This window comes from Mesobacillus maritimus (genome assembly GCF_044803185.1).
GTDB lineage: Bacteria > Bacillota > Bacilli > Bacillales > Cytobacillaceae > Mesobacillus_B > Mesobacillus_B maritimus_B.
Genome location: NZ_CP085225.1, coordinates 3797093 through 3819936, shown reverse-complemented (window position 1 = coordinate 3819936; position 22844 = coordinate 3797093). Strand labels below are relative to the sequence as shown.

Here is a 22844-nt window from a genome sequence, read left to right as displayed (position 1 = left end):
AAGGACACAGAGCAGAATTGGAAACTGCTCTGTACCTTTATTCTTGATTATGGACTTCATTAGGGATGGGAGACGGTGAGATTTCGATATGAATGGGAACAGCATCTTCTTCTTTAATAATGGGGAACATGATGGTTAAAAGACCATTATTGAGGCTAGAGCTGATTTTCTGTTTATTCACCTTTACTGGTAGTTTTATTGATTTTTCGAAGCTTCTATCAGAACGCTCTTTTAAATAGTATTGTAGTCTAGGCTTTAAAGTAGAGTAATTCCCCTGTATAACCAATTCTTGGTCTCGTAAGCTAACCACAACATCCTCCCTTGAAATACCAGGTAATTCGGCTTGAATATACAGTTGATCCTCTTCCTCAAACATATCACATCGAGGGAATAGTCCTTTTATCTTTGTTTCGTTAATAAGATTTGATATCGTTTCCCCAACCTTTTCATTACCGGAAAACGGTTGCTCAGATTGGTTAAAGACTTCCTTCCAAAAGCTTTCGGCTGCATATTGTTTCGTTAAATCAAGCCAATTTTTCCATTTTTCAGCTTCCATACTTAAAAACCTCCTCAAAAGCTCTAACTCCATCTATCTCTCTTGAATATCAATCTCAGAAATCTGTGTCTGTATACTCCTCGGGATTCTTATTTCGAGCACATCATCCTTATAATGAGCTATAGCTCCTTTTTTTCTAACGGCAGCAGGCAATTTAACTGTATGTTTATCATCAGGAGAAGGAATATGCTCAATGATGGCTTCATGTGAGGTGTGATAAATTTTCATCTCTCTTACCCAATGATCTTCTTTAATAGGAATTCTTAAAAATACAAAATCATGTGTCTCAAAAACGACGGCGTTTAGACTGTTTTCGTTGTGAGAGGAGGGTTGGTCATTGGTGAAGCTTTGGACCCCTTTTAGCCATTCTTGCGGGTTTAATATGCCGTCCATTTCCTTTGGAAACATGTTTGATATCATGTTCTGAACGTATTTATCAATGTCATTAGGATTCATGTTACTAAATTTTTTTTTCATTTCCTCGTTAAAAGGAAGATGATTCCACGGGAGCATCAACCTTTCCTCCTTTTATTCGTCTTAGCGGCGCAGATTCATATATGGGTTTCATGTTGTGGTATTCTATGCAGGAAATCGCCTAGTGGTTAAGGAATCATTGTCAGTAAGGAATGTTACACACTAATATTTGCATAAACATCTAGTACTAATTACTATAAGGTTAGTGAATAAAAAATGGTGGGGTATAAATGTGGGTAAAAAAACAGCACTCATAACAGGAGGGGCAACAGGAATTGGCAGAAGGACAGCGATTGAACTCGCTTCTGAAGGAATTGATTTAATCATCAATTATCGGCATAGTGTGGATATAGCAGAAGCTTTTGCAAAGGATCTAACGTCCGAATTTGGGACTAAAAACGTCCCGATAGGTGGAGATGTGTCGGACTATCAACAGTGCTGCGAGATGGTTAAGAAGGTAAAGCACCATTTTTCGTCCATTGATATTCTTGTCCATAATGCCGGACCCTATATCCATGAACGGAGAAAAATGGCGGACTATTCTGTTGAGGAATGGCAGTATCTCATCAATGGAAATCTCAACTCAGCTTTTTATCTTTCAAGTCTTCTTATCCCAAGAATGCGGAATCAGGCGTGGGGAAGGATTATTACCGTTGGTTTTGACAGGGTTGAATCAGCACCCGGTTGGATTTATCGCTCGGCTTTTGCTGCAGCAAAATCGGGTTTAGCTTCGTTAACGAAATCCATTGCTCTTGAAGAAGCAGAATTTGGGATTACAGCGAATATGGTTTGTCCAGGTGATATTGTCGGGGATTGGAAGGAACGAAACATTGATGACACAGTCGGAGTAAATGATGCATCTGTTCCGGTAGGAAGGCCAGGAACGGGGGAGGATATTGCTCGGGTTATATCCTTTTTAGCAGACAAGAAATCTGATTATATAACCGGCAGTATAATTCCTGTAACTGGCGGCAAGGATGTCCTCGGTAAAGTTTACAGGGATAATAAATAAGAAGCCCTACATTGATGGAGAAGCTAACTACTAGGCGGATAATCGTCTTGGAGTTAGCTTTTTTAGTTCATTCAATCAAATTACATCATCTGGCTATATGAGTTTCTATTAGACGAAATCATTAAAATCTTTAGTGATATTCTCTTGCACACATTAACTTTTTTTAACTCTAAATCTACCGTTTTAACATATAGTAAAGGTAAACACATGGTTTTAAAACTAGTCATTTAAACGTAATCTATGTAAAAAATGAGGGGTTTTTAAAAAGTTGTCAACTCCAATTTTTATGAAATATTTGGAATAGATGGTAAATAGCAGGGTTTAAGTAATTTAGTTACAAATTATTGATTGATTCTTTATAAACATAGATAGGTCATTGAAAAGATATCTTTCTCCAAGAGAGAAACTTTGTTTTCTAATTTATTATACTGGCAAATAGACATAGATGGGAATTCCTTCCTGAAATATTACAAGAATCGAATGCTATGATAGAGGGGCAAGCGAGAGAGAAACAATCTAGGGAGGAAATACAGATGAAAAAGAAAATGATTTTGACAGTGGCAGCAACAGCCGCACTACTTCTAGGAGCACCAGCTATAAATGGTGCAGAAGCAGCAAGTCCATCCTATAGTGTAGAGAAAAAGGTATATGTTTACCAAACAGGAAACATCAATTATGACAAAATAAATAGCTATCTACAAAAATACTTAAGTGATTATGAAATCAATTGGGAGAGTTTAAATACAAATCAAACGCAAGATCAGCAATCGAATGAACCTAAAGAGGAGCAACAGCCTATTCAAACTCCAGAACCGACGGCTCCAGCTCCAGAACAACCGGTACAGCAGCCAACTGCTCCACCTGTTCAAGAACAACCAGCACAACCAACAAAACCAAGTGAAGGTACATCAGCTCCTTCACAGGTAAGCGCATATGAGCAACAAGTCGTTGACTTAACGAACCAAGAACGGGCAAAGCAAGGTCTGCCTGCTCTAAAATTGGATATAGAATTAAGCAAAGTAGCAAAAGAGAAATCAGTTGATATGAAAAATAATGGTTATTTCAGCCATACAAGTCCAAACTATGGTTCACCCTTTGATATGATGAAGCAGTTCGGGATTTCATACCGCACTGCCGGAGAAAACATCGCAATGGGGCAACGTTCACCTGAAGAAGTTGTCAATGCTTGGATGAATAGTGAAGGTCACCGTAAAAACATCCTAAGTAGTTCCTATACTCATATTGGTGTAGGTCATGTAGCGGACGGGAACTACTGGACTCAAATGTTTATTGGGAAATAAATGGAAGTGTCAGGTCCTCCAGCTTTTGGAGGCCTGGCTTTTTTGTGGTTAAATAAGGGGAAAGAATGATACCCTATTATGGGAAGAAACAATTAGATAGCGGGTGAAGATTTTGTATAAATTATATACTCATAATGATCTTGATGGTGTTGGTTGTGGGATTGTAGCGAAGCTGGCATTTGGTGACAAAGTGGATGTAAGGTATAACTCCGTAATGGGATTAGACACACAGGTTGAACGGTTGTTTGAGCATGAGAAGAAGTTAAGTGAGTTCCATTTATTCATAACTGATTTATCCATTAATGAAGAAAATACAAAACGTGTAGAGACGCTCCATCAGAGTGGAGGAAAGGTAAACTTTATTGACCACCATAAGACAGCGCTCCATTTTAATGACTACAGCTGGGGGTCAGTTAAGGTTGAATATGAAGATGGAAGGCTCACTTCTGCAACCTCATTGCTTTATGAACATTTGCTTCAAAACAAGTGGATTCAACCATCTAAAGCTGTTGATCAATTCGTAGAACTCGTTCGACAATATGATACATGGGAATGGGATCAAAACGATAATGTGAAAGCGAAGCAATTGAATGATTTGTTTTTCATGTTCTCGATAGATGAATTCGAGGAAAAGATGATTGATCGATTAACACAACATCAAGAGGGCTTTGAGTTTGATGAGTTTGAACAAAAGCTTTTATCGATGGAAGAGGACAAAATCGAGCGATATGTCAGAAGGAAAAAACGAGAGACGTTCCAAACGTTTATTGATGATTATTGTGCAGGGATTGTCCATGCGGAGTCTTATCATTCTGAACTTGGCAATGAACTAGGAAAAGAATATCCACATTTAGATTACATAGCGATTTTAAACGTCGGTGGGAAAAAAATCAGCTTCAGAACCATCCATGATCATGTAGACGTTTCCGCTGTTGCAGGCCAATTTGGCGGCGGAGGCCATGCCAAAGCTTCAGGGTGTTCGATGGGCAAGGAAGCCTTCGAATTATATGTTCAGGAAGTCTACCCATTAGATCCGATAAAACCAGATGCTTTTAGAAATCGATACAATCTTAAAGAATCCCCAAAAGGGTCACTTTATGATACTAGACACGGCGAAAAATTCTTTGTTTTTCCGACACAAGAAAACCAGTGGGGGATTGAGAGAAGAAACGGTGCGATTGACGTTACCTTCAATGAATTTCAAGAGGCGGAAAATTATTTGAAAAGAAATTTCGGCGCCTCACTCTCAAGGGACGATGTATACGTCAAGTACTTAATTGATTTTTATTTAAAGCAAAAAGATTAAATGAAAAGGGAAGACACCAATATCTGTGTCCTCCCTTTTCAAATACTTTAGGCTTCTAATCTCTGTGGATCTTCCCCGACTTGAACCATTTCCCTACGTAGATATAGGGAGTATTGGTCTTTAGGGATTTCGTATAGGTCATAAACGTCTCCATTGGCGTTCAGTTGATCATAAATCATTTTTCTAGTTTCATTAGCCTTTACCACATAGGGAAGCTTTTCAGCCGCTTTAATTGAGCGGATGTTTTCTTTTCGGATACGCATAAAGATGGTCTCAATGTCCTTCTCATAAAACACTTCTTGAAAAAAAGCATCCTTTGCGGGTGCATTATAGCCTTTACCGTGGTAAGGTTTTCCAATCCATGTTCCCAAGAATCCTGCCCCGTCCTGAATATCAAATAAATTAATCGTGCCTATTGGGGCACCCCAATCGTCGAGTATCGTCCTAGAAATGAGCTCGCCTCGTTCTTCAGCTTCAATGGTTTGTTTTGTTACGAAAACAAATTCATCGTAAGAATATGCCTTTTGACGTACAAAAGGGAAGACATCTGGATGCGACATAAGCTCGAAAAGAACGTGAGAATCATGAAGATCGCGTTTCTTGAGCATTTTGTATCCCTCCTAATAGCAGGGCAGATTTTCTCCATGTACAAATAGACATGGACCACCCTCGAAATTTTTTGTAAAAATTGCTAAAAAATTTCGGGGTGGGAATCGAACCCACTAGAACCAGGATACTGGTGGCGCACCATTTGCCTTCCCTTATTACAGTTTCCAATATGAACTTTTCTATTAAACAATTTCCATAGAGAATCATACTAAAAATAAGCGAAAAAGAAAATAGTTTTTTTGCGTATTTTTATAACTTTTTTTTGCCAAATTTCATCAAATTTTACTAATTAAAAAACTCCTGTATATTGCAGGGCTAATACGATAAATCCAAGTATCCACACATAGACAGCGAAAATTTTTAGCGATTTTTTTTGAAGGAACTGAATCATCCACACAACGGCTACATAGCCACATAGAGCTGAAGCAACAGTTGCAACCATTAAACTGCCGAGAGACACGGCTTCGGTTGTACCTGAAAATAGCTCGGGTAACTTATAAACAACGCCACCTGCAATCGCTGGTATCGATAGTAAAAAGGAAAAATAAGCGGCTGTCTCTCTGTCAAGTTTTCTAAATAGTGCAGCTGCAATTGTTAGGCCAGACCGAGATAGAGCCGGCATGATGGCGGCAGATTGTGCCACACCAATAAATAATGCATCCCCGTACGAAATTTGATGCATTTTTTTACGACCATTTCGAATTCCATCAGCCATCCAAAGAATCATCCCTGTCACAAGAAATTCCCAGCCAATCGTTACGCCACTTTTTGAAATCGAATCAAAAAAATCATCGAAAAGTACTCCGACAATGACGGCCGGGATTGTGCCAATAACGAGTAGTTTAGCGGTTTTCCCTAATGGATGTTTGATCACATCGATGAGCTCATCTTTATAAATGACCAGAACAGCTAATAGTGTACCAGTGTGAAGCATGGTATCAAGAAATAACCCAGCTTCATCAAGACCAAAAAGATGCCTGCCCAGATACAAGTGTCCCGTACTGGATATCGGCAGAAACTCAGTGAACCCCTGAATCACCCCAAGGATGAATGCTTCAATTTTTGACATCATCTCCATAACTATCACCTCATAGAAGTTGCTTGTACTACAAATGTATTCAGATTGTCCAAAACCAAGAACTTCTCATCTAGTCGGAGTGGAATATACTTAAACGATGAAACTTTTATTCAGGTCCTACGTAAATAAGAAAAGGGTGAAAATAGGGGGGATGGAAATGCCTAGCAATGAAGAAAGACTTCTATCGGCTGCAATTTATGCAATAAGTTTTTTTACTGTCTTTATTGGCCCACTCGTCATCTGGCTAGTTAAAAAGAATGAATCAAGTTTTATTGATTATCATGGGAGAGAATACTTGAACTTCCTCATTTCGTACGCTGTATATGGAATCGTTAGTTGGATTCTGATGATTGTTTTGATTGGGTTTATCTTGGCACCGGTTGTTGGAGTTTTAGGTGTCGTATTTACAATCGTTGGGGCGATTAAAGCTTACGAAGGTCAGGAATATCGAATTCCATTTATTTTCCGGATTTTATAATTTATAGAGGTTGAATCAATGGCTTAGTATTTGTAAGCTTTTGGTTTGACCTTTTTTTGTTGAAAAAGTTAATGGGCACCTATACGTTATTTACCAAAGCATCTTTTCCTATGAAAATACTTTAATATGCTAAAATAACTAATGAAAATTAATTGTTTTTGTAGAAAGGAAGATATACGTGGCAATCGATGCAGGTCTTGTCCTTGAAGGTGGAGGGATGAGGGGAGTTTATACGGCTGGTGTTCTTGAATATTTTTTAGAGCAGGGGATTGAATTTCCTTATGTGATTGGTGTTTCTGCAGGTGCGGCCAATGCTGCCTCCTACTTATCTAAACAAAAAGGAAGAAATAGAAAAGTAAACATTGATATGGTTTCAGATCCTCGCTATATTTCTTGGCAAAATTTTATAAAAACGAGGCAAGCCTTCGGAATGGATTTTATTTTTGATGAAATCCCGAATAAAATTGTCCCTTATCATTACGATGAGTTTTACAAGAATGAAGCAGAGTTTGTGGTGGGAACAACCGATTGTCTGAGTGGGGAACCGGTGTATTTTTCAAAAGAAGATTATGAACAAGATATGTTAAAAGTTATTCGCGCGTCAAGTTCATTACCGTTTCTGTCTCCTGAAATGCATTTTAAGCATAAAATCCTTCTTGACGGTGGAATTAGTGACCCGATTCCCCTTAGGAAATCGATTCAAGACGGTAATAAACGGAATGTGGTTGTTTTAACGAGGAATGAAGGCTATTTAAAAAAACCGTCCAAATTTCAATTCCTTGTGAAACGGAAATATCCGCAATACAGTGGATTGCAGACTGCTTTAGCCAAGCGTTATCAAGTCTATAATGATACGATTGCCTTTTTAACAGAAGAGGAGAAAAAAGGGAATGTCATGATTATTAGACCGACAGAGTCGTTGGAGGTTGGTCGTATGGAACGAAATCCAGCAAAACTTGAAAAACTATATCAACAGGGGTATGATGACGCAAGAAAAGCTGAAGGTCGTCTGTTAGCTTGGTAATAGTAAAAAGCCGTCCTAACTCGGATGGCTTTTTTCATAGATTTTAATAGAATGAATTTGGTGCGAGTTTAATAGAATAGAGTAATAAGCTAAAGAATTGTGAGGAAGAATTCTTATGAGCATTAAACAATATTATTTTAGAACAGCTCAATCCTATTTACAGGGCTTTATCGCAGCAATTACTCTATTTACCCTTCTATTAATTTTCGGGTTGCTCCTACCATCGAGACCGCCATTAGGCTTGTTGTTTATCCCTTTTACCTTATTTGCAGTTGTCCAATTTCAGGGTTATTTACGTTACAGGAAACGTTCACTGGAGGCACTATTTGTCCGTCTGGACGAAGACTTAGATGATTTTTTTTCACATTCCGATTATCTGCTTACTTTTGCTCCGGCCCCTGCCCTCAGGCTGTTGCTATTCCATCCCAATAGTTTGCTTGCAGGAGAAATTTTAGAACTAAACCAAAAGGTTTGGCGCTACCTTTTACCCAATGTGTTGGATCGTCGCTTAAAAAAGACCTTTGGTTTATATGATTCTAGAGGAAACCTCTTAGCTTATTTTATCGCAATGAATCAAAGAGTTGAAGTGATGGATGTGGATAAGAACGTAGTGATGGTTTATGATCATCATAAACAATTAGGTACCGCGGATGAAACCGGTGTGAAATTTACTAGGAGTAGCCATTCTAGTGTCTATACGGATGTACAGGTAGTGAGGGAAGAACAAGTTGTGTCAAGATTACAAAGAGGGTGGATGCCAACAAAATGGACTAAACACTTTACGATTAACACTCCCATCCTCTCGTTTGACATATCTGCCAATCAGACAGACAAGCTACTAACTCTGGCTGCTGTCATCAGCCATTATCAATATGAAAATCATTAAACCGAATAATCGTTTAGAAAGTTTTCACTTTTTTGATGTAGTTTATGTTCATTTCGTTTTACAATAGCATCAAGAGGTTTTTTTTCGAAAGGAATGTTAACATGAAGAAGTTTTTGATTGTGATCGGACTTATTTTAGCAGTTTTATTTGTAGTCGATAAGACGGTTTTACAGGATGAAGGAATGATTAATAAAGTCGGGCTTACAGGGAAATATAAAAAGCTCGATAACCTAGATGAACTTCCTATAGGCTTGGCAGAAGGGAACCTAGCACCCGATTTCTCTTTGGTTGATTTAAACGGGAATTCGATAAAATTAAGTGAATATCGAGGAAAAAAAGTTCTTGTAAACTTTTGGGCTACATGGTGCCCGCCATGTAAAGCGGAGATGCCTTATATGCAAGAAATGTATGAGAAATATCAGGATGAAGGGTTTGAAATTTTAGCAGTTAACTCGACCGTAACAGAAAAGTCACGGGAAAATGTCGTCGATTTTGTTGAGGAATATGGATTGAGTTTTCCAATTCCTATGGATGAAAAAAATCGTGTCTCCAGTGATTATGAAATCATGGCATTCCCAACAAGCTTTTTCATTGATTCAGATGGAGTCATTCGCAGTATCACAGTCGGCGGTATGACGAAGGAGCATCTTGAAGGGGAAATTAAAAAACTACCTTAACGGATTGCTTTAGTGCCACCCGTTTATCAGTGGGTGGTTTTTCTAAAAAAGGTTTTAACTTAGAGAATTGTCCAGCTCCAGCGCCCTAGCGGCTAGTGTCCTTCGCTCTCCTAGTAAAAATCGGCTTTTGGATTTTTACCGCCGCAACGATTGCGTCAAGCACGAATGCGCCTCCGGCTCTTCGTGTTTCCTTTATCTCAGTTGGAGCGCTCCAGGCCATACGCCGCTGACCAGGGCGCTTGCGCTTTCCCTTTTTGTTGAACATTCAGTGAAGTTGTGGCATCTTTTAATATAGTACATAGTTTGGAGGCGGCGAATGATGATGATTGATTTAATTAAGTGTCATGGATCAGGAAATGATTTTCTTTTAATAGATGAAATGGGAAGAGATTACGGCTTTACAGAGGAGAGTCGTGCAGAGCTGGCGAAGTCTCTTTGTAACCGTGAAACAGAGCTTGGTGCCGATGGCATCCTGTTTATTTTGTCAAGTACAAAAGCGGATGCAAGAATGCGTGTGTTTAATTCAGATGGTTCAGAAGCTTCGATGTGCGGGAACGGTTTGCGTTGTGCCGGGCGTTATATCTGTGAGAAGCTTGGGGTCAACGAGGCGATTGTTGAGACAATGAAGGCAAATTTACAAGTGAAAAAAGAAGCGGACATTTTCCCAGGAGTCCCAACTTATAATGTTGAAATTTCTCCGGTTTCGTTCCGTTTAGAGGACCTTCCGTTAAAATTGGACCAAGAAGAATTGATTCAGCAAAAAATCCCGGGCTTGTCCAGTGAGCTTATTTTCTCAGCCTTAGCGGTTCCAAACCCACATCTTGTGGCAATCGTTGACAATGAACAAGTGGAATCAGACTTGCAAAAGGAATTAAGTGAAAAAGTAAATGGACTAAACGAGTGGTTCCCGGATGGAGTCAATGTAAGTTTTATTAAGCTCCTTGAGAAGGGAAAAATATATGTTCGCACCTTTGAACGCGGCGTAGGCTTTACCAATGCATGCGGAACTGCGATGTCTTCCTCAAGTCTTGTGACCTGCTTAATTGGTGAAAATCAGTTTGAAAAAAAGATCTCTGTTTATAACAACGGGGGTATGGTTCAATGCGTCGTGCATAAAGTGGCTGACCGTTTTACGATTGATTTAATCGGCAATGCGACTTATCTGTATAAAGCAACAGTCGATCCAGAAAGCCAGAAGGTTATCGAAAAGCAAGGTTACAGTGAACAAGAGGCTTATCAACATTTACGTGAACATGCCCAAACTGTGTTAAGCGCAAAGTAAAGCAGGTAAACCCTGAAAAGTAAAATTTTCAGGGTTTTTTTTGTCGTTTAGGAATTTCCTAGAGCGTCGAATGTGCCCTTTATCTATATTCTTACTCTCTAGACATTATTTTTTTCTTTCGCTATCAAGTGTGGCCAAGTGGCAAACAAAATCGGAGAAACGGTCACATTGAAGGACTCAATGTGACCAAACAGCAAAGGAAGTTGGAGAAACGGTCACATTGAAGGACTCAATGTGACCAAACAGCAAAGGAAGTTGGAGAAACGGTCACATTGAAGGTCCGTTCTCCATTCACTATTTCTTCTTTTTCCCTTTTCGCAGAACGGCCAAAACCGGGTCGAAGTTTTGCTCGTCTTTTACCTTTTGATAATCTGCAAAAGGAGAACCTTTTTCATTTATCCTTTTCATCATGTTGTTAATTTTAAAATCTGTAATTGATAAATCCTCATTTACTTCTTCCCAGAACAATGGAGCAGCTACAGTGGCTTGCTGTTTGCCTCGAGGAGAAAAGGGAGCAATGATTGTTTTTCCTTCTGCATGCTGCACATAGTCAACATAGAGGCGGTTTCCACGTTTTTTCTTCATTCGTTCAATTGTAAAAGAATCAGGACTTTTGCTGATAAGGTATTCTGCTATAAACGCTGTAAACAATCTCGTTTCGTCGTACGTATATTTATTTTTTGGCAGTGGTATGTAAATTTGCAAGCCCTTATTTCCTGAAGTTTTTATAAAACTAATTAGTTCAAGCTGATCCAAGACCTCTTTTATCAGTAACGCTGCCTCAACAGCTAAATGGAAAAAATCCCTTGAGGGTGGGTCAAGATCAAACACGATTTCGTCTGGCCCGGTGCTGCTAATGGTTTGAAATGGGATATGGAATTCCACCGCAATTTGATTTCCTAACCATAGCAGGGTTTTTAAATCATTGCAGACAATATAATTTATTCCTTCTGACATCGAGGTTTGTACAAAATCAGGTGAGTAATCGGGAGTATTTTTTTGATAAAAAGCTTCTCCAAACATCCCATGGGGATAACGAATCACAGTCAATAGCCGATCTTTCAAAAACGGGAGCATAAACGGGGATACTTCCCGTAAATATTGAATAAACTCCATCTTACTTACTGCAGGTTCTTCCCAAATGGGTTTGTCAGGATGAGTAATTTCAATCCCGGTTGGAAGATTTTTTTGCTGCTCAACAAACCTTTCAAATGTACAATCCTCTGGCTTTATATCAAACCGAAATCGATGAAAATGAGGTTCGCGCATTTGGTCTTCATAAAGCTCTAGGTACTTTACTTCCAAACAGATTGCTGGATCAACATAAAGAAAGCGATCGTCCTCCCGAATATGGTTATCTTTAATGGTCTGAAAAAGTGCTGCCTTTTCATCAGGCTTAAACCCAAAAAGAACTGCTCCGAGAGGAGAGAATTCCTTCCCCTTAAATACGGAAACATAAAAATAACCATTGGATTTTTCATATGCAGTGACAAAGCATGATACGTATTTCCAGTTCTTGAACTTATACCACTTATCTGTGCGTTTTCCTTCTTCCCATAAGCTATTTAGATGTTTCGCGACAATCCCTTCGCCGTCGTTTAAAAGGATATGGTCCCATAATTGAGAAAAGTCACTTTCTGCCGGAACCAACTGGAGAAGCTTTGGGTTTGACTTTTCTGGAAATGAAGGTAGCTTCAAATCATTAAAAAAGTGTTCTAATATCTCACGTCGCTGTTGATAGGGCTTTTTTGTCGTATCTTTCCCCTGGAGTTTAAGAACATCAAAAACCATCAACCTACAAGGGTTTTCCTTTGCCTTTTCTTTAATTCTTTCAGTCGAACGCATCCTGCCCCTAATTTGAAGCGCCCCAAAGTTTGCGTTATAGGGGCTTTCTAGGTCAACAAGCTCACAATCAAGTGTCAATGGCAAAAAGGGGCGGAAAAGCTCTAGATTGTCTCGTAAAAAAGCTTCGATCTCCGGAAAGTTCCCCAAAAGGCTATTCCCATTTCTACTCGTTAATTTTATCTCTTTTCCCCATTCTAGGAAGGCACGAAATCCATCATACTTTACCTCGTAACGCCATTCGTCTCCTTGCGGGAGCTGAAAGGTAAGTGTCGGCAGCATTGGTTTCATGATAGTCTCCTTTCCGGTCTTTTAATGATTCTTTTATGTGGTTAGTTTTCCAGAAGTGACGGAAACTAAACCACTGGCAAATGTTTATAAGGATGATTCAAGATTTCTTACATAAATTAAGCTTAACCTATTTAGAAATGGAGAAATGTCGATGCATACAATGTGGAAAGGAAGCATCTCGTTTGGGTTGGTTAATATCCCAATAAAGTTGCATACGGCAACAGAGGATAAGGACATCAAATTACGAACCCTTCATAAAAAATGTCACTCCCCTGTTAAATATGAAAAAGTTTGCTCCGTTTGTGAAGAAGAATTACAGCCGGATGATATTGTGAAGGCATATGAGTATACCAAAGGAAAATATGTTGTTCTTGAAGACGAAGAACTCGAAAGCTTAAGAAAAGAAAACGAGGATAAAGCTGTAGAAATTATTGATTTTGTGAAAATGGAAGAAATCGATCCGATTTACTACAACCGCAGCTATTATATGTCTCCAAATGAAGGTGGGGGTAAGGCGTATTCCTTGTTAAGAAAAGCGTTAAAGGAATCGCAAAAGGTTGGGCTAGCGAAAATTATCATCAGGGCGAAGGAACAATTAGCCATAGTAAGGGTTTATGAAAACACACTGGTAATGGAGACCATTCATTTTCCTGACGAAGTAAGGAGTTCCGCTGATGTCCCTAGTGTTCCGGCCGAAGATAAAGTTACTGATAAGGAACTGGATACAGCGATTATGCTTATCGATCAATTAACAACTGAATTCAATCCTGAAAAATATAGTGATGACTATCGAACGGCATTGCTTGAACTTATTGAAAACAAGCGTACGGGACAAGAAACGGTAACAGCAAAAGAAAAAGAGCCGGTTACCAATGTTACTGATTTAATGGCGGCACTTCAGGCCTCAATCGACCGAACCAAGCCGGAGAAGGCAGAAACCGTGAAGAAGAAAGAACCTGCAAAACGAAAGCGTACTGTCACGAAGGTAAAAAAACAAGCATAAACATTGCGCAAAAACCGATTTTGCTTATGCATATCGGTTTTTTCTTGTTTGTGGACATTATCTATAAGAAAATGGAGTAAGAGATAAAACGCATTCAAGGGAGGCGTTAGGGTGGAAACATACATTTTATCAATTGATCAGGGAACGACAAGCTCCAGAGCGATCTTATTTAATAAACAAGGTCAGATTGTTCATTCGGCCCAAACAGAATTTACTCAATATTTTCCAGAGCCTGGCTGGGTGGAACATAATGCGAATGAAATTTGGGGTTCTGTTCTTTCGGTGATTGCTACTGTACTAACAGAGTCTGGTGTTAAATCCTCACAAATTGCGGGTATAGGGATAACAAATCAACGAGAAACAGCAGTCGTTTGGGACCGAGAGACTGGGGATCCTATTTATCATGCGATTGTTTGGCAATCAAGGCAAACAGCAGAAATTTGTGAAGAGCTAAAAACAAAAGGCTACAATGATTTATTTAGAAAAAAAACTGGTTTGTTAATCGACGCCTATTTTTCCGCCACTAAGGTGAAATGGATTCTTGATCATGTTGAGGGTGCACGTGAGCAGGCGAAACAAGGCAAGCTTTTATTTGGCACGATTGATACCTGGTTAATCTGGAAGCTTACTGGAGGAAACGTGCATGTCACAGATTACTCCAATGCTTCGAGAACCTTAATGTACAATATTCACGATTTAGAGTGGGACGATGAGTTATTAGCAATTCTAGATATACCAAAGACTATACTACCAGAGGTGCGACCATCTTCAGAGATATATGGAAAAACCATTCCTGAACAATTTTTTGGGCAGGAAGTGCCAATCGCGGGGGTAGCGGGAGACCAGCAGGCAGCACTGTTTGGGCAGGCTTGTTTTGAGGAAGGAATGGCGAAGAATACGTATGGCACTGGTTGCTTTATGTTAATGAATACAGGGACGAAGGCTGTCCAATCTAAACACGGTTTATTGACAACAATAGCTTGGGGGTTAAATGGAAAAGTGGAATATGCTCTAGAAGGGAGCATTTTTGTTGCTGGCTCTGCGGTACAATGGTTGCGGGATGGGTTAAGAATTCTCAAAACTGCTTCAGATAGTGAAAAATATGCAGAGAGAGTAGAATCCACGAACGGGGTTTATGTCGTTCCTGCTTTTGTGGGCCTTGGAACCCCTTATTGGGATAGCGATGTCCATGGGGCAGTCTTCGGGTTAACAAGGGGGACGTCAAAAGAACATTTTGTTCGGGCGACCTTGGAGGCGTTAGCTTATCAAACGAAGGATGTTCTTGCGGCGATGGAGGCAGACTCTAGCATCCAACTAAGAACGTTGCGAGTGGATGGTGGGGCTGTTAAAAATGATTTTCTAATGAAATTTCAAAGTAGCCTACTTAATGTACCAGTTGAGCGCCCGACCATTAATGAAACAACCGCTCTCGGTGCTGCTTTTCTTGCTGGGCTAGCTGTCGGCTACTGGGAAAGCCCCGAGGAAATCGGAAAACAATGGGCAATAGAAACACGTTTTGAACCAGAAATGACGGAAGAGCAAAGGACCCACCTCTACACTGGTTGGAAAAAAGCAGTAAATGCTGCCATGGCTTTTAAATAGGCTGTTTTCGTAAAGATTGTTGTTAAAATTGTAAAAATCTTAAAGCCGATTTTTACTACCTAAGCCGATTTTAACGCAAGATAAGCTTTTTCGTACGTTATAGAAAGTTTGCATGCTCTTTTTTCCCATAATAAAAATGAAAAAAAAGCATAATCCAACCTATTTTGTATCCAAGAGCAACAAAGTTTGAGAAAAGAGCCTTTAAATAAAGGGAGATTTATTCCATAAAAAGTGGGGAATCCATCATGTTTTCAAATCTCAGGCGTACTGAAATTACTGAGCAAATGTCTACTCAGGAGTTTGATTTATTGATTATTGGCGGAGGAATCACAGGCGCGGGTATTGCTCTCGATGCTGCTTCACGAGGGTTGAAGACAGCCTTAGTTGAAATGCAGGACTTTGCTGCAGGTACTTCGAGTCGTTCAACTAAGCTTGTTCACGGTGGCTTACGTTACTTGAAACAATTTGATATCGCTGTTGTCAAAGAAGTGGGCAAGGAACGAGAAATTGTTTATGAGAATGGCCCCCATGTCACAACCCCAGAATGGATGCTGTTACCCCTGTACAAGGGAGGAACATTCGGGAAGGTGACCACCTCAATTGGTTTACGTGTTTATGATTTTTTAGCTGGGGTTAAACATGAGGAACGCCGGAAGATGTTAAATGTGCAAGAAACACTTGCGAAAGAGTCCTTGTTAAAAAAAGACGGGTTAAAGGGTGGAGGGTATTATGTAGAATACCGGACCGATGACGCCAGACTGACAATCGAAGTTTTAAAGACAGCAGTTGAAAAAGGCGCGGTCGCAATGAACTATTCGAAGGTTACCACCCTCATTTATAAAAATCGGAAAATTGCTGGTGCAGAAATTTCCGACCTCGTAACAGGTGAAACGTATTGCATTAAAGCTAAAAAAGTAGTGAATGCAACGGGGCCATGGGTGGATGAAGTTAGGGAAATGGATGCCTCAAAGCAAGGAAAATCATTGATTTTATCAAAAGGGGTTCATCTGGTTATTGACCAATCTCGTTTTCCACTAAATCAAGCCATTTATTTTGATACCGCTGATGGAAGAATGGTGTTTGCGATACCTCGAAATGGAAAGGCGTATGTCGGGACGACGGATACTTTTTATCAAGGCGACTTGGTCAATCCAGAAATAACAGAGGCTGATCGAAATTATCTTATTGAGGCTATTCGGTATATATTTCCTGAAGCAAATGTAACGGTAGAGGATGTGGAGTCAAGTTGGGCGGGAATCCGCCCCCTTATTCATGAGGATGGGAAGGGCCCGTCGGAGATTTCAAGAAAGGATGAAATCTGGGAGTCGGATAGTGGATTGATTACCATTGCCGGGGGAAAGCTTACGGGTTATCGTAAAATGGCTGAAACAGTTGTTGATTTGGTGGCAAGCCTTATACGGGAAGAGGAAGAACGCATCTTTAAATCCTGTCAAACTAGGAATCTTCCAATTGCAGGTGGGGATGTAGGAGGGAGTAGGGAATTTTCCGCGTACATTGAAAGGAATAGTATCGAAGGAATATCCGCCGGCTTGAGTGAGCCCGAGGCAAAAAAACTAATATTAATGTATGGTGCGAATGCTCATAATATTTTTAATTTGGTTAAGCAAAATAGAACAGAAGCTGAAGAGTATCAGTTACCACTTTTGCTATATGGTCAATTAATTTATAGTATCGAGGCAGAGATGGCTTATACGCCCCTCGATTTCTTTTTCCGTCGTACAGGAGCTTTGTTATTTGACTTGAATGTAGTGTTATCCACAAAGGAGAATGTCATTTCCTACATGGCTATGCGACTTTCGTGGACCGAACATCAACAAGAAAACTATACTAAGGAACTAGAAACTGCTATTGTAAGGGCAACGAAGACAGCAGACTGATTTTCAGATATTTCAATGGTAGTTTTATAACCGTATTCTAGAGAATCCAATAGAGCAAAGACGTTTGGAAAGATAGACTTCCAGGCGTTCTTTTTATTTTATCCTATCTATATTTATATTTTAAAAATCAATTCCTTTATTTAAAAGGAATTTTCCAAGTGTTTGTCAAAATAGTATGATGCCCCAAATCGAGCAAGGAGAGAAGGCATTGTAACGCCCTTTAACAGGGACAGAGAATAATAATTAAGGAAAGGGCTGTTATATATGAAATCATGGTCGACGTGGTTAGTTGCGCTAGGATTAATTGTTGTTCTTGTCGGTGGTTATTATGGCTATACCGTGACTGAGACTGGTAAAAAAGAGCCGGAAACCGTAGCAAAAGGTGAAAGTGAAAAAGTAGTTGCGAGTGAAACGGTAGCAGAATTCACTGAAGAGGCAGAAACTAGTAAGTATAAAAATGTGGGTTTGTTCATTAAAGAGTTCCATGACAAATATAATGATACACTTGGTTGGGGTGGAATTGATTCTGTGAAATGGAACGAGCAAAAAGACATTTCGACTGAAATTCTTAATGTAATGGATACGATTCAGACAGAAAATCAAGCGTTACAACAGGACCTAGATAGGATCTCTTCTTATGCTAAAACCGTAATCTCAGGAAAGAAAGATAAAGATCCCCTATTAAAGCTTCATCGTTACTTCCATGATTTAGATATTGAGTTTAATGGGTATGGTAATACGAAGGATTACTATAATATAACCACATATAAAAGCGAAAGCTAAATTAAATTTAAGGTGAAATTCAAAGGATAGGTTATCATCATGAAAATTGTCGTTGTATCCGATACACATATTCCGAAGAAAGCAAAGGGATTTCCGTCAAGGTTAGTACGGGACCTACAGTCAGCCGATTTAATTATTCATGCAGGCGATTGGCAGACGGTTGAGGTCTATAATGAATTATGTCAGTTTGGCAAAGTAGTGGGAGTAACAGGAAATGTTGATAGTCCTGAGTTAGGGAAAAGGTTGAATGCTAGAGAGATTGTCGAGGTAGAGGACTTTAGGTTCGGAGTTGTTCATGGACACGGAATCGGAAAGACAACCGAAAAAAGGGCAAAAGCAGCGTTTTTGGAAGGGGAAGTAGACTGTATTATTTTTGGACATTCCCATATCCCTTTATTGAAACTAGAAGATGACCTTGTCCTGTTTAACCCTGGCTCTGCTACAGATAAACGTCGTCAAAAACAATACTCCTACGGGATGATCACACTAAGTTCTGAACCTAAATTTGAACATATTTTCTATGATGAGAAAAGCACACTTTAACGCTGGTAAAGTGTGCTTTTGCTTTACTTTTTGATGGAGTGAAACTAACGGCCTCGTTTTACATTGCCAAAAAGAAAAGGACTAAGTCACTCCGGAATTGAACAAAATAGAATCGTCAATACATTAGGGAATGGAGTGATGAAGTGAAGTCCTTTACGGTTGATTTTCATGCAGAGGATCAAGTAGGAAAAATGACTGTGCAAAAATTATCTGAGGAAGATTATAGCCAGGTCACTGCCGGTGGAACAAGACATTTATTTGATCTTGATACGAATATAGGATTTTTTGTATTTTTTGATGCAGTAGATAAGGATGATAAAGCAAGTTATCTTATCCTTCAATATGAGGAAGATAATGAAGAGCCTATTGCATGTTACGGATTTGAGCTCCATGCTTTTTATGAATTTGTTGCATTGTATTTAAATGATTTAGAGTACAATGAAGAAGTGAGCGAGGAAGAAGAAGAGTACGGACCGATTCATCATTTAGCCCATCTCCTTTATCATATTGTTGAAGAGGGAAAAGCAATAGAGGTATAAAAAAAGAGCAATCTGCTCTTTTTTTATACCTCTTCTTCCACTGAAAGATTCTCTTTGCAATAGTCTTTAACAAGCGCTTCTTCATCCTCTTCGAGGGCAAAATCGAGGATGTTTTCTGTGGAGCGTTCAATAAAATAGTATTGAAGAATTTTGGGCTCTTCATTTACGATTGAAAAGATGACTTTTAATAATAATCCATTTTCAGTATATAATTCATCTTCTTCATCAACAGCGATTTGCAAGAAGAACTCATAGCGATCCCCATTTAACACCCCAAACGGGTCTTCTAACAACTCAACGGTATGTCCAGTAATTTCCATATAACATCATCCTTTAATTTTTCTCCTCTTATTATATATCGAAAAACCGAGAAACAATCAACTAATTGAAATTTAGGTTTAGAAAGTATGAACACAAAGAATTCATTTTTTTATGAACTTAATGTGAAAGTTGCCAGCTGAATCTATAAGAGCTTTCCCTCAAAAGCTAAAATAAGATTGTTAGATTATTCCTAGAGAGGTATCTTATTTGTTTATGTGAAATATTTCACAATAAACAAGTTGAACTTGTTGTTAAGGGTCCAAGAAAAGGGGGGCAACATAGTGACAAACGAAAAGACCAATAAAAGCATACTTAATAAAAAAATTGAAAGGCGAACCTTTTTAAAATGGTCAGGAGCAATCGGTGTTCCAGCCGTTCTTGGTGGCGTTGGAGCAAAAAGATTTTTAGAGAAAAAGGAGCTTGACCTAACAGCTAGCACCAAGGAAGAAGGTCCTGAAACCATCGTTTCGACCTGCAGCATTAATAACTGTGGAGGCCGATGTGTCATAAAAGCCCATGTGAGAGACGGTGCGGTTGTAAGAGTCAGTACCGACACCAATAATGAAGATGATATCCTTACTCCGCAGATGAGAGCGTGCATTAGAGGACGAGGGTACAAAAAATTGTTGTACCACCCGGACCGTTTAAAGTATCCAATGAAACGGGTAGGGAAACGTGGCGAAGGAAAATTTGAACGGATTAGTTGGGAAGAGGCGGTAGAAACGATTGCCAAGGAAATGAAAAGGATTGGCGACGAACATGGCCCGGAATCACGTTATGTTAACTACGCTTCTGGTCAATCATGGGGTTTATTTAGTGGCCGAAATATGGCAAGGAAACTACTAGCTATGACTGGTGGTTATCTAAATTACCGCAATGATTATAGCTCCGGGGCTGCAAACGTTGCTACTCCATACACCTATGGGACGAATAACTCAGGAAGCAGTTTTGATACGCTGCTCCATACAAAGTACATTATACTCTGGGGGCAGAATCCAGCTGAAATGATTAACTCCACTCCTTTTATGCATTACCTACGTGAAGCCAAAAATAGAGGGGCAAAAGTGGTGGTCATTGACCCTCGTTATACAGATACGTCTATTGGCTTTGCAGATGAGTGGATTCCAATTTTACCGACAACGGATTCGGCAATGATGGACGCAATGTCTTATGTCATCGTAAAGGAGAACTTGTTTGATAAAGAGTTTGTAAAGCAGCACTGCCAAGGATTCGATCATAGTCAAATGCCCGAAGGAATCCCTGGTGAGGAGTCACTGGTGAGCTACCTTACCGGTGAAAAAGATGGGGTGGAGAAAACACCTCAATGGGCAGAAAAAATTTGTGGTGTGCCTGCATCAAAGATTATCGAGATTGCACGTGCTTATGCAACAACAAAACCTGCAGCATTAATTCAGGGGTGGGGACCACAACGCCATGCTTACGGTGAGCAGGTTATTCGTGGGGGAGCGCAGCTCGCTAGTATTACAGGTAATGTTGGAAAACTAGGGGGCTGGGCAGCTGGGACAGGGTATTGGTCAAGATCTGGTATTTCCTACCCTATCAGTTTTGAGAATCCAGTAAAAGCGTCGATTCCTTGTTTCCTCTGGACAGATGCCGTTGAGCGTGGAAAAGAATTAACTGAGGAAGATGGACTACAAGGGGTCGATAAATTAAACACAAATATTAAGCTTATTTTTAATATTGCTGGAAATATGCTTGTTAACCAACACTCAGATATTAATAAAACAACTGCACTTTTAGAGGATGAGAGCAAGGTAGAGTTTATTGTCGTTAGTGATCTTTTCATGACACCAAGTGCTAAATATGCAGATATTCTTTTGCCAGGAACTTCATTTTTTGAGAGATGGGACATAGGAACCCCTTGGTGTTATGGGGATTATGTCGTAGCTGGTGGCAAGGTGATTGACCCGTTATACGAGGCTCGGAATGAATATGATGTTTTCGCGGATATCGCTGATCATTTGGGGTTGAAAGAAGAATTTACTGAAGGAAAATCGATGCTAGATTGGGTAAAGGTAAGCATTGAGCAGACCAGAGAAGAACTAGACCTATCCTTCCCAACCTTTGAAAAATTCATGGAGGACGGTATTCACCACTTTACGTTTGAGGATCCACTGATTGCATTTAAAGATCAAATTGATGGGAAAGTTCCTTTTGACACACCTTCGGGAAAAATTGAGCTTTTTTCCAAGGCTTTATACGATATGAATAAGCATGAGGAAATCCCTGCTATTGCTAAGTATATCCCTGCTTGGGAAGGACCAGAAGATCCTTTAATTGAAAAATACCCATTACAATTAATAAGCTGGCACTATAAACGAAGATGTCATTCTACGCATGATAACAATCCATGGCTTGAAGAAGCGGCTAAACAGGAAATGTGGATAAATCCTAAAGACGCGGAAAAAAGAGGGATAAAAAATGGGGACAGAGTGAGTGTCTTTAACGACAGAGGCGAAATTGTAATCGATGTTAAAATTACACCAAGAATTATCGAAGGGGTTGTAGGAATTCCGCAAGGGGCATGGTTTACCCCTGACGATAAAGGAATTGACCAAAGGGGATCAATCAATGTTTTAACCAAACAGCAACCGACCCCGCTTGCAAAGGCAAATCCACAGTTGACGAATCTTGTACAGGTGAAAAAGGCATAGAAGGGAGGAGTATAAGAATGGTCCAACTTGGATTCTATATTAACCAGGAACATTGTGTTGGTTGTAAAGCCTGTGACGTTTCCTGTAAGGATAAAAATGACTTAGATATTGGCATGAACTTCCGTCGTGTATATGAGTATGAGGAAGGTGGTTACGTTCAGCAAGGAGAAGGGATTGTGCCGAATGTAACAGCATACTACTTTTCCATCGCCTGTAACCATTGCACCTCGCCAGCGTGTTTACCAAGCTGTCCAACAAAAGCAATTATAAAACGCGAAGAAGACGGGATCGTTATTGTTGAACAAGAGAAATGCATTGGGAGTAGGTTTTGTGTCCGAGCATGTCCATATGGTGCTCCACAATTTGATAATGAGATCTTAAAAATGTCAAAATGTGATAGCTGTCTAACCCTTAGAGAAAAAGGGGAGGAGCCCGTATGTGTGACTACTTGTCCACAGAGAGCAATTGAATTCGGTCCAATGGAAGAATTGCAAAAGAAGTACGGAAAAGTGAACCAAATCAAGGGAATGCCGAATCCTGATACAAAACCGAACCTAGTCATTACCCCTCATCGCCATGCTCTTTAAATTGAGTTAATTAGTTCATATCAATATCTTATAGAAGGAAGAGTGTGTAATTAAAACACGCTCTTTTTCTTTTGCTA

22 protein-coding genes are annotated in these 22844 nt (G+C 39.6%); 16 read left to right on the top strand and 6 right to left on the bottom strand.

Annotated features, from left to right (window positions below; translation table 11 throughout):
• Nucleotides 1-37: 37 nt before the first annotated feature.
• A complete protein-coding gene (locus LG336_RS18475; RefSeq protein ID WP_404328960.1) occupies nucleotides 38-556 on the bottom strand; it encodes an Hsp20/alpha crystallin family protein in 519 nt (172 codons plus the stop codon).
• Nucleotides 557-589: 33 nt separating this feature from the next.
• On the bottom strand, nucleotides 590-1069 hold the full coding sequence (locus tag LG336_RS18470) for an Hsp20/alpha crystallin family protein (RefSeq protein WP_404328959.1): 480 nt from the start codon (nucleotides 1067-1069) through the stop codon (nucleotides 590-592).
• Between the two features lie 193 nt (nucleotides 1070-1262).
• Between LG336_RS18470 and LG336_RS18465 the strand changes: the two genes are divergently transcribed.
• The 3 genes from LG336_RS18465 (at nucleotide 1263) to LG336_RS18455 (ending at nucleotide 4649) form a co-directional block, all read left to right on the top strand.
• Entirely contained in the window at nucleotides 1263-2042 is a 780-nt protein-coding gene (locus tag LG336_RS18465; protein WP_404328958.1) for an SDR family oxidoreductase, read from the top strand.
• 533 nt (nucleotides 2043-2575) lie between these two features.
• Nucleotides 2576-3343, top strand: a complete 768-nt coding sequence (locus LG336_RS18460; protein WP_404328957.1) for a CAP domain-containing protein — start codon at nucleotides 2576-2578, stop codon at nucleotides 3341-3343.
• A gap of 112 nt (nucleotides 3344-3455) precedes the next feature.
• On the top strand, nucleotides 3456-4649 hold the full coding sequence (locus LG336_RS18455; RefSeq protein WP_404328956.1) for a DHH family phosphoesterase: 1194 nt from the start codon (nucleotides 3456-3458) through the stop codon (nucleotides 4647-4649).
• A gap of 47 nt (nucleotides 4650-4696) precedes the next feature.
• Here LG336_RS18455 and LG336_RS18450 read toward each other — a convergent pair whose 3' ends face one another.
• Together LG336_RS18450 and LG336_RS18445 are read right to left on the bottom strand one after the other, a co-directional pair.
• Nucleotides 4697-5257, bottom strand: coding sequence for a GNAT family N-acetyltransferase (locus LG336_RS18450; RefSeq protein WP_404328955.1), 561 nt, complete (start codon nucleotides 5255-5257; stop codon nucleotides 4697-4699).
• A gap of 290 nt (nucleotides 5258-5547) precedes the next feature.
• Nucleotides 5548-6327: an undecaprenyl-diphosphate phosphatase gene (locus LG336_RS18445; protein ID WP_404333219.1), complete on the bottom strand. Its 780-nt coding sequence runs from the start codon at nucleotides 6325-6327 to the stop codon at nucleotides 5548-5550.
• Nucleotides 6328-6493: 166 nt separating this feature from the next.
• On the opposite strand from LG336_RS18445, the gene LG336_RS18440 reads away from it, so the two are divergent.
• From LG336_RS18440 to dapF, 5 genes are all read left to right on the top strand, one after another.
• Nucleotides 6494-6814 carry a DUF4870 domain-containing protein gene (locus LG336_RS18440; RefSeq protein WP_404328954.1) on the top strand — a complete coding sequence of 107 codons (321 nt, stop codon included), beginning with the start codon at nucleotides 6494-6496 and terminating at the stop codon, nucleotides 6812-6814.
• 178 nt (nucleotides 6815-6992) lie between these two features.
• Entirely contained in the window at nucleotides 6993-7838 is an 846-nt protein-coding gene (locus tag LG336_RS18435; protein ID WP_404328953.1) for a patatin family protein, read from the top strand.
• Nucleotides 7839-7953: 115 nt separating this feature from the next.
• Nucleotides 7954-8724: a hypothetical protein gene (locus LG336_RS18430; protein ID WP_404328952.1), complete on the top strand. Its 771-nt coding sequence runs from the start codon at nucleotides 7954-7956 to the stop codon at nucleotides 8722-8724.
• Nucleotides 8725-8825: 101 nt separating this feature from the next.
• Nucleotides 8826-9401, top strand: coding sequence for a redoxin domain-containing protein (locus tag LG336_RS18425; RefSeq protein ID WP_404328951.1), 576 nt, complete (start codon nucleotides 8826-8828; stop codon nucleotides 9399-9401).
• 319 nt (nucleotides 9402-9720) lie between these two features.
• Nucleotides 9721-10683: a diaminopimelate epimerase gene (gene dapF / locus LG336_RS18420; RefSeq protein WP_404333218.1), complete on the top strand. Its 963-nt coding sequence runs from the start codon at nucleotides 9721-9723 to the stop codon at nucleotides 10681-10683.
• A 294-nt stretch (nucleotides 10684-10977) separates the two neighbouring features.
• Here dapF and LG336_RS18415 read toward each other — a convergent pair whose 3' ends face one another.
• Nucleotides 10978-12816: a DNA ligase D gene (locus LG336_RS18415; RefSeq protein ID WP_404328950.1), complete on the bottom strand. Its 1839-nt coding sequence runs from the start codon at nucleotides 12814-12816 to the stop codon at nucleotides 10978-10980.
• 151 nt (nucleotides 12817-12967) lie between these two features.
• Here LG336_RS18415 and LG336_RS18410 point away from each other — a divergent pair, with 151 nt between their 5' ends.
• The 6 genes from LG336_RS18410 to LG336_RS18385 all read left to right on the top strand — a co-directional run bounded on the left by LG336_RS18410 (nucleotide 12968) and on the right by LG336_RS18385 (nucleotide 19184).
• Nucleotides 12968-13819, top strand: a complete 852-nt coding sequence (locus tag LG336_RS18410) for a Ku protein (RefSeq protein ID WP_404328949.1) — start codon at nucleotides 12968-12970, stop codon at nucleotides 13817-13819.
• Between the two features lie 111 nt (nucleotides 13820-13930).
• Nucleotides 13931-15421: a glycerol kinase GlpK gene (gene glpK / locus LG336_RS18405; RefSeq protein ID WP_404328948.1), complete on the top strand. Its 1491-nt coding sequence runs from the start codon at nucleotides 13931-13933 to the stop codon at nucleotides 15419-15421.
• 242 nt (nucleotides 15422-15663) lie between these two features.
• Nucleotides 15664-17319: a glycerol-3-phosphate dehydrogenase/oxidase gene (locus LG336_RS18400; protein ID WP_404333217.1), complete on the top strand. Its 1656-nt coding sequence runs from the start codon at nucleotides 15664-15666 to the stop codon at nucleotides 17317-17319.
• 264 nt (nucleotides 17320-17583) lie between these two features.
• Nucleotides 17584-18102 (top strand): hypothetical protein, encoded by a 519-nt coding sequence (locus LG336_RS18395; RefSeq protein WP_404328947.1) that lies wholly within the window; start codon nucleotides 17584-17586, stop codon nucleotides 18100-18102.
• A 39-nt stretch (nucleotides 18103-18141) separates the two neighbouring features.
• Nucleotides 18142-18645, top strand: a complete 504-nt coding sequence (locus tag LG336_RS18390; protein WP_404328946.1) for a metallophosphoesterase family protein — start codon at nucleotides 18142-18144, stop codon at nucleotides 18643-18645.
• 143 nt (nucleotides 18646-18788) lie between these two features.
• Entirely contained in the window at nucleotides 18789-19184 is a 396-nt protein-coding gene (locus tag LG336_RS18385) for a cytosolic protein (protein WP_404328945.1), read from the top strand.
• A gap of 23 nt (nucleotides 19185-19207) precedes the next feature.
• Here the strand turns inward: LG336_RS18385 and LG336_RS18380 are convergent, their stop codons facing one another.
• Nucleotides 19208-19504: a DUF6509 family protein gene (locus tag LG336_RS18380; RefSeq protein WP_404328944.1), complete on the bottom strand. Its 297-nt coding sequence runs from the start codon at nucleotides 19502-19504 to the stop codon at nucleotides 19208-19210.
• 282 nt (nucleotides 19505-19786) lie between these two features.
• On the opposite strand from LG336_RS18380, the gene LG336_RS18375 reads away from it, so the two are divergent.
• Both LG336_RS18375 and LG336_RS18370 read left to right on the top strand, forming a co-directional pair.
• A complete protein-coding gene (locus LG336_RS18375) occupies nucleotides 19787-22180 on the top strand; it encodes a DMSO/selenate family reductase complex A subunit (RefSeq protein WP_404328943.1) in 2394 nt (797 codons plus the stop codon).
• Between the two features lie 17 nt (nucleotides 22181-22197).
• The gene (locus LG336_RS18370; RefSeq protein WP_404328942.1) at nucleotides 22198-22767 is read left to right on the top strand and encodes a DMSO/selenate family reductase complex B subunit; all 570 of its coding nucleotides are present in this window, start codon (nucleotides 22198-22200) and stop codon (nucleotides 22765-22767) included.
• Nucleotides 22768-22844 lie beyond the last annotated feature (77 nt).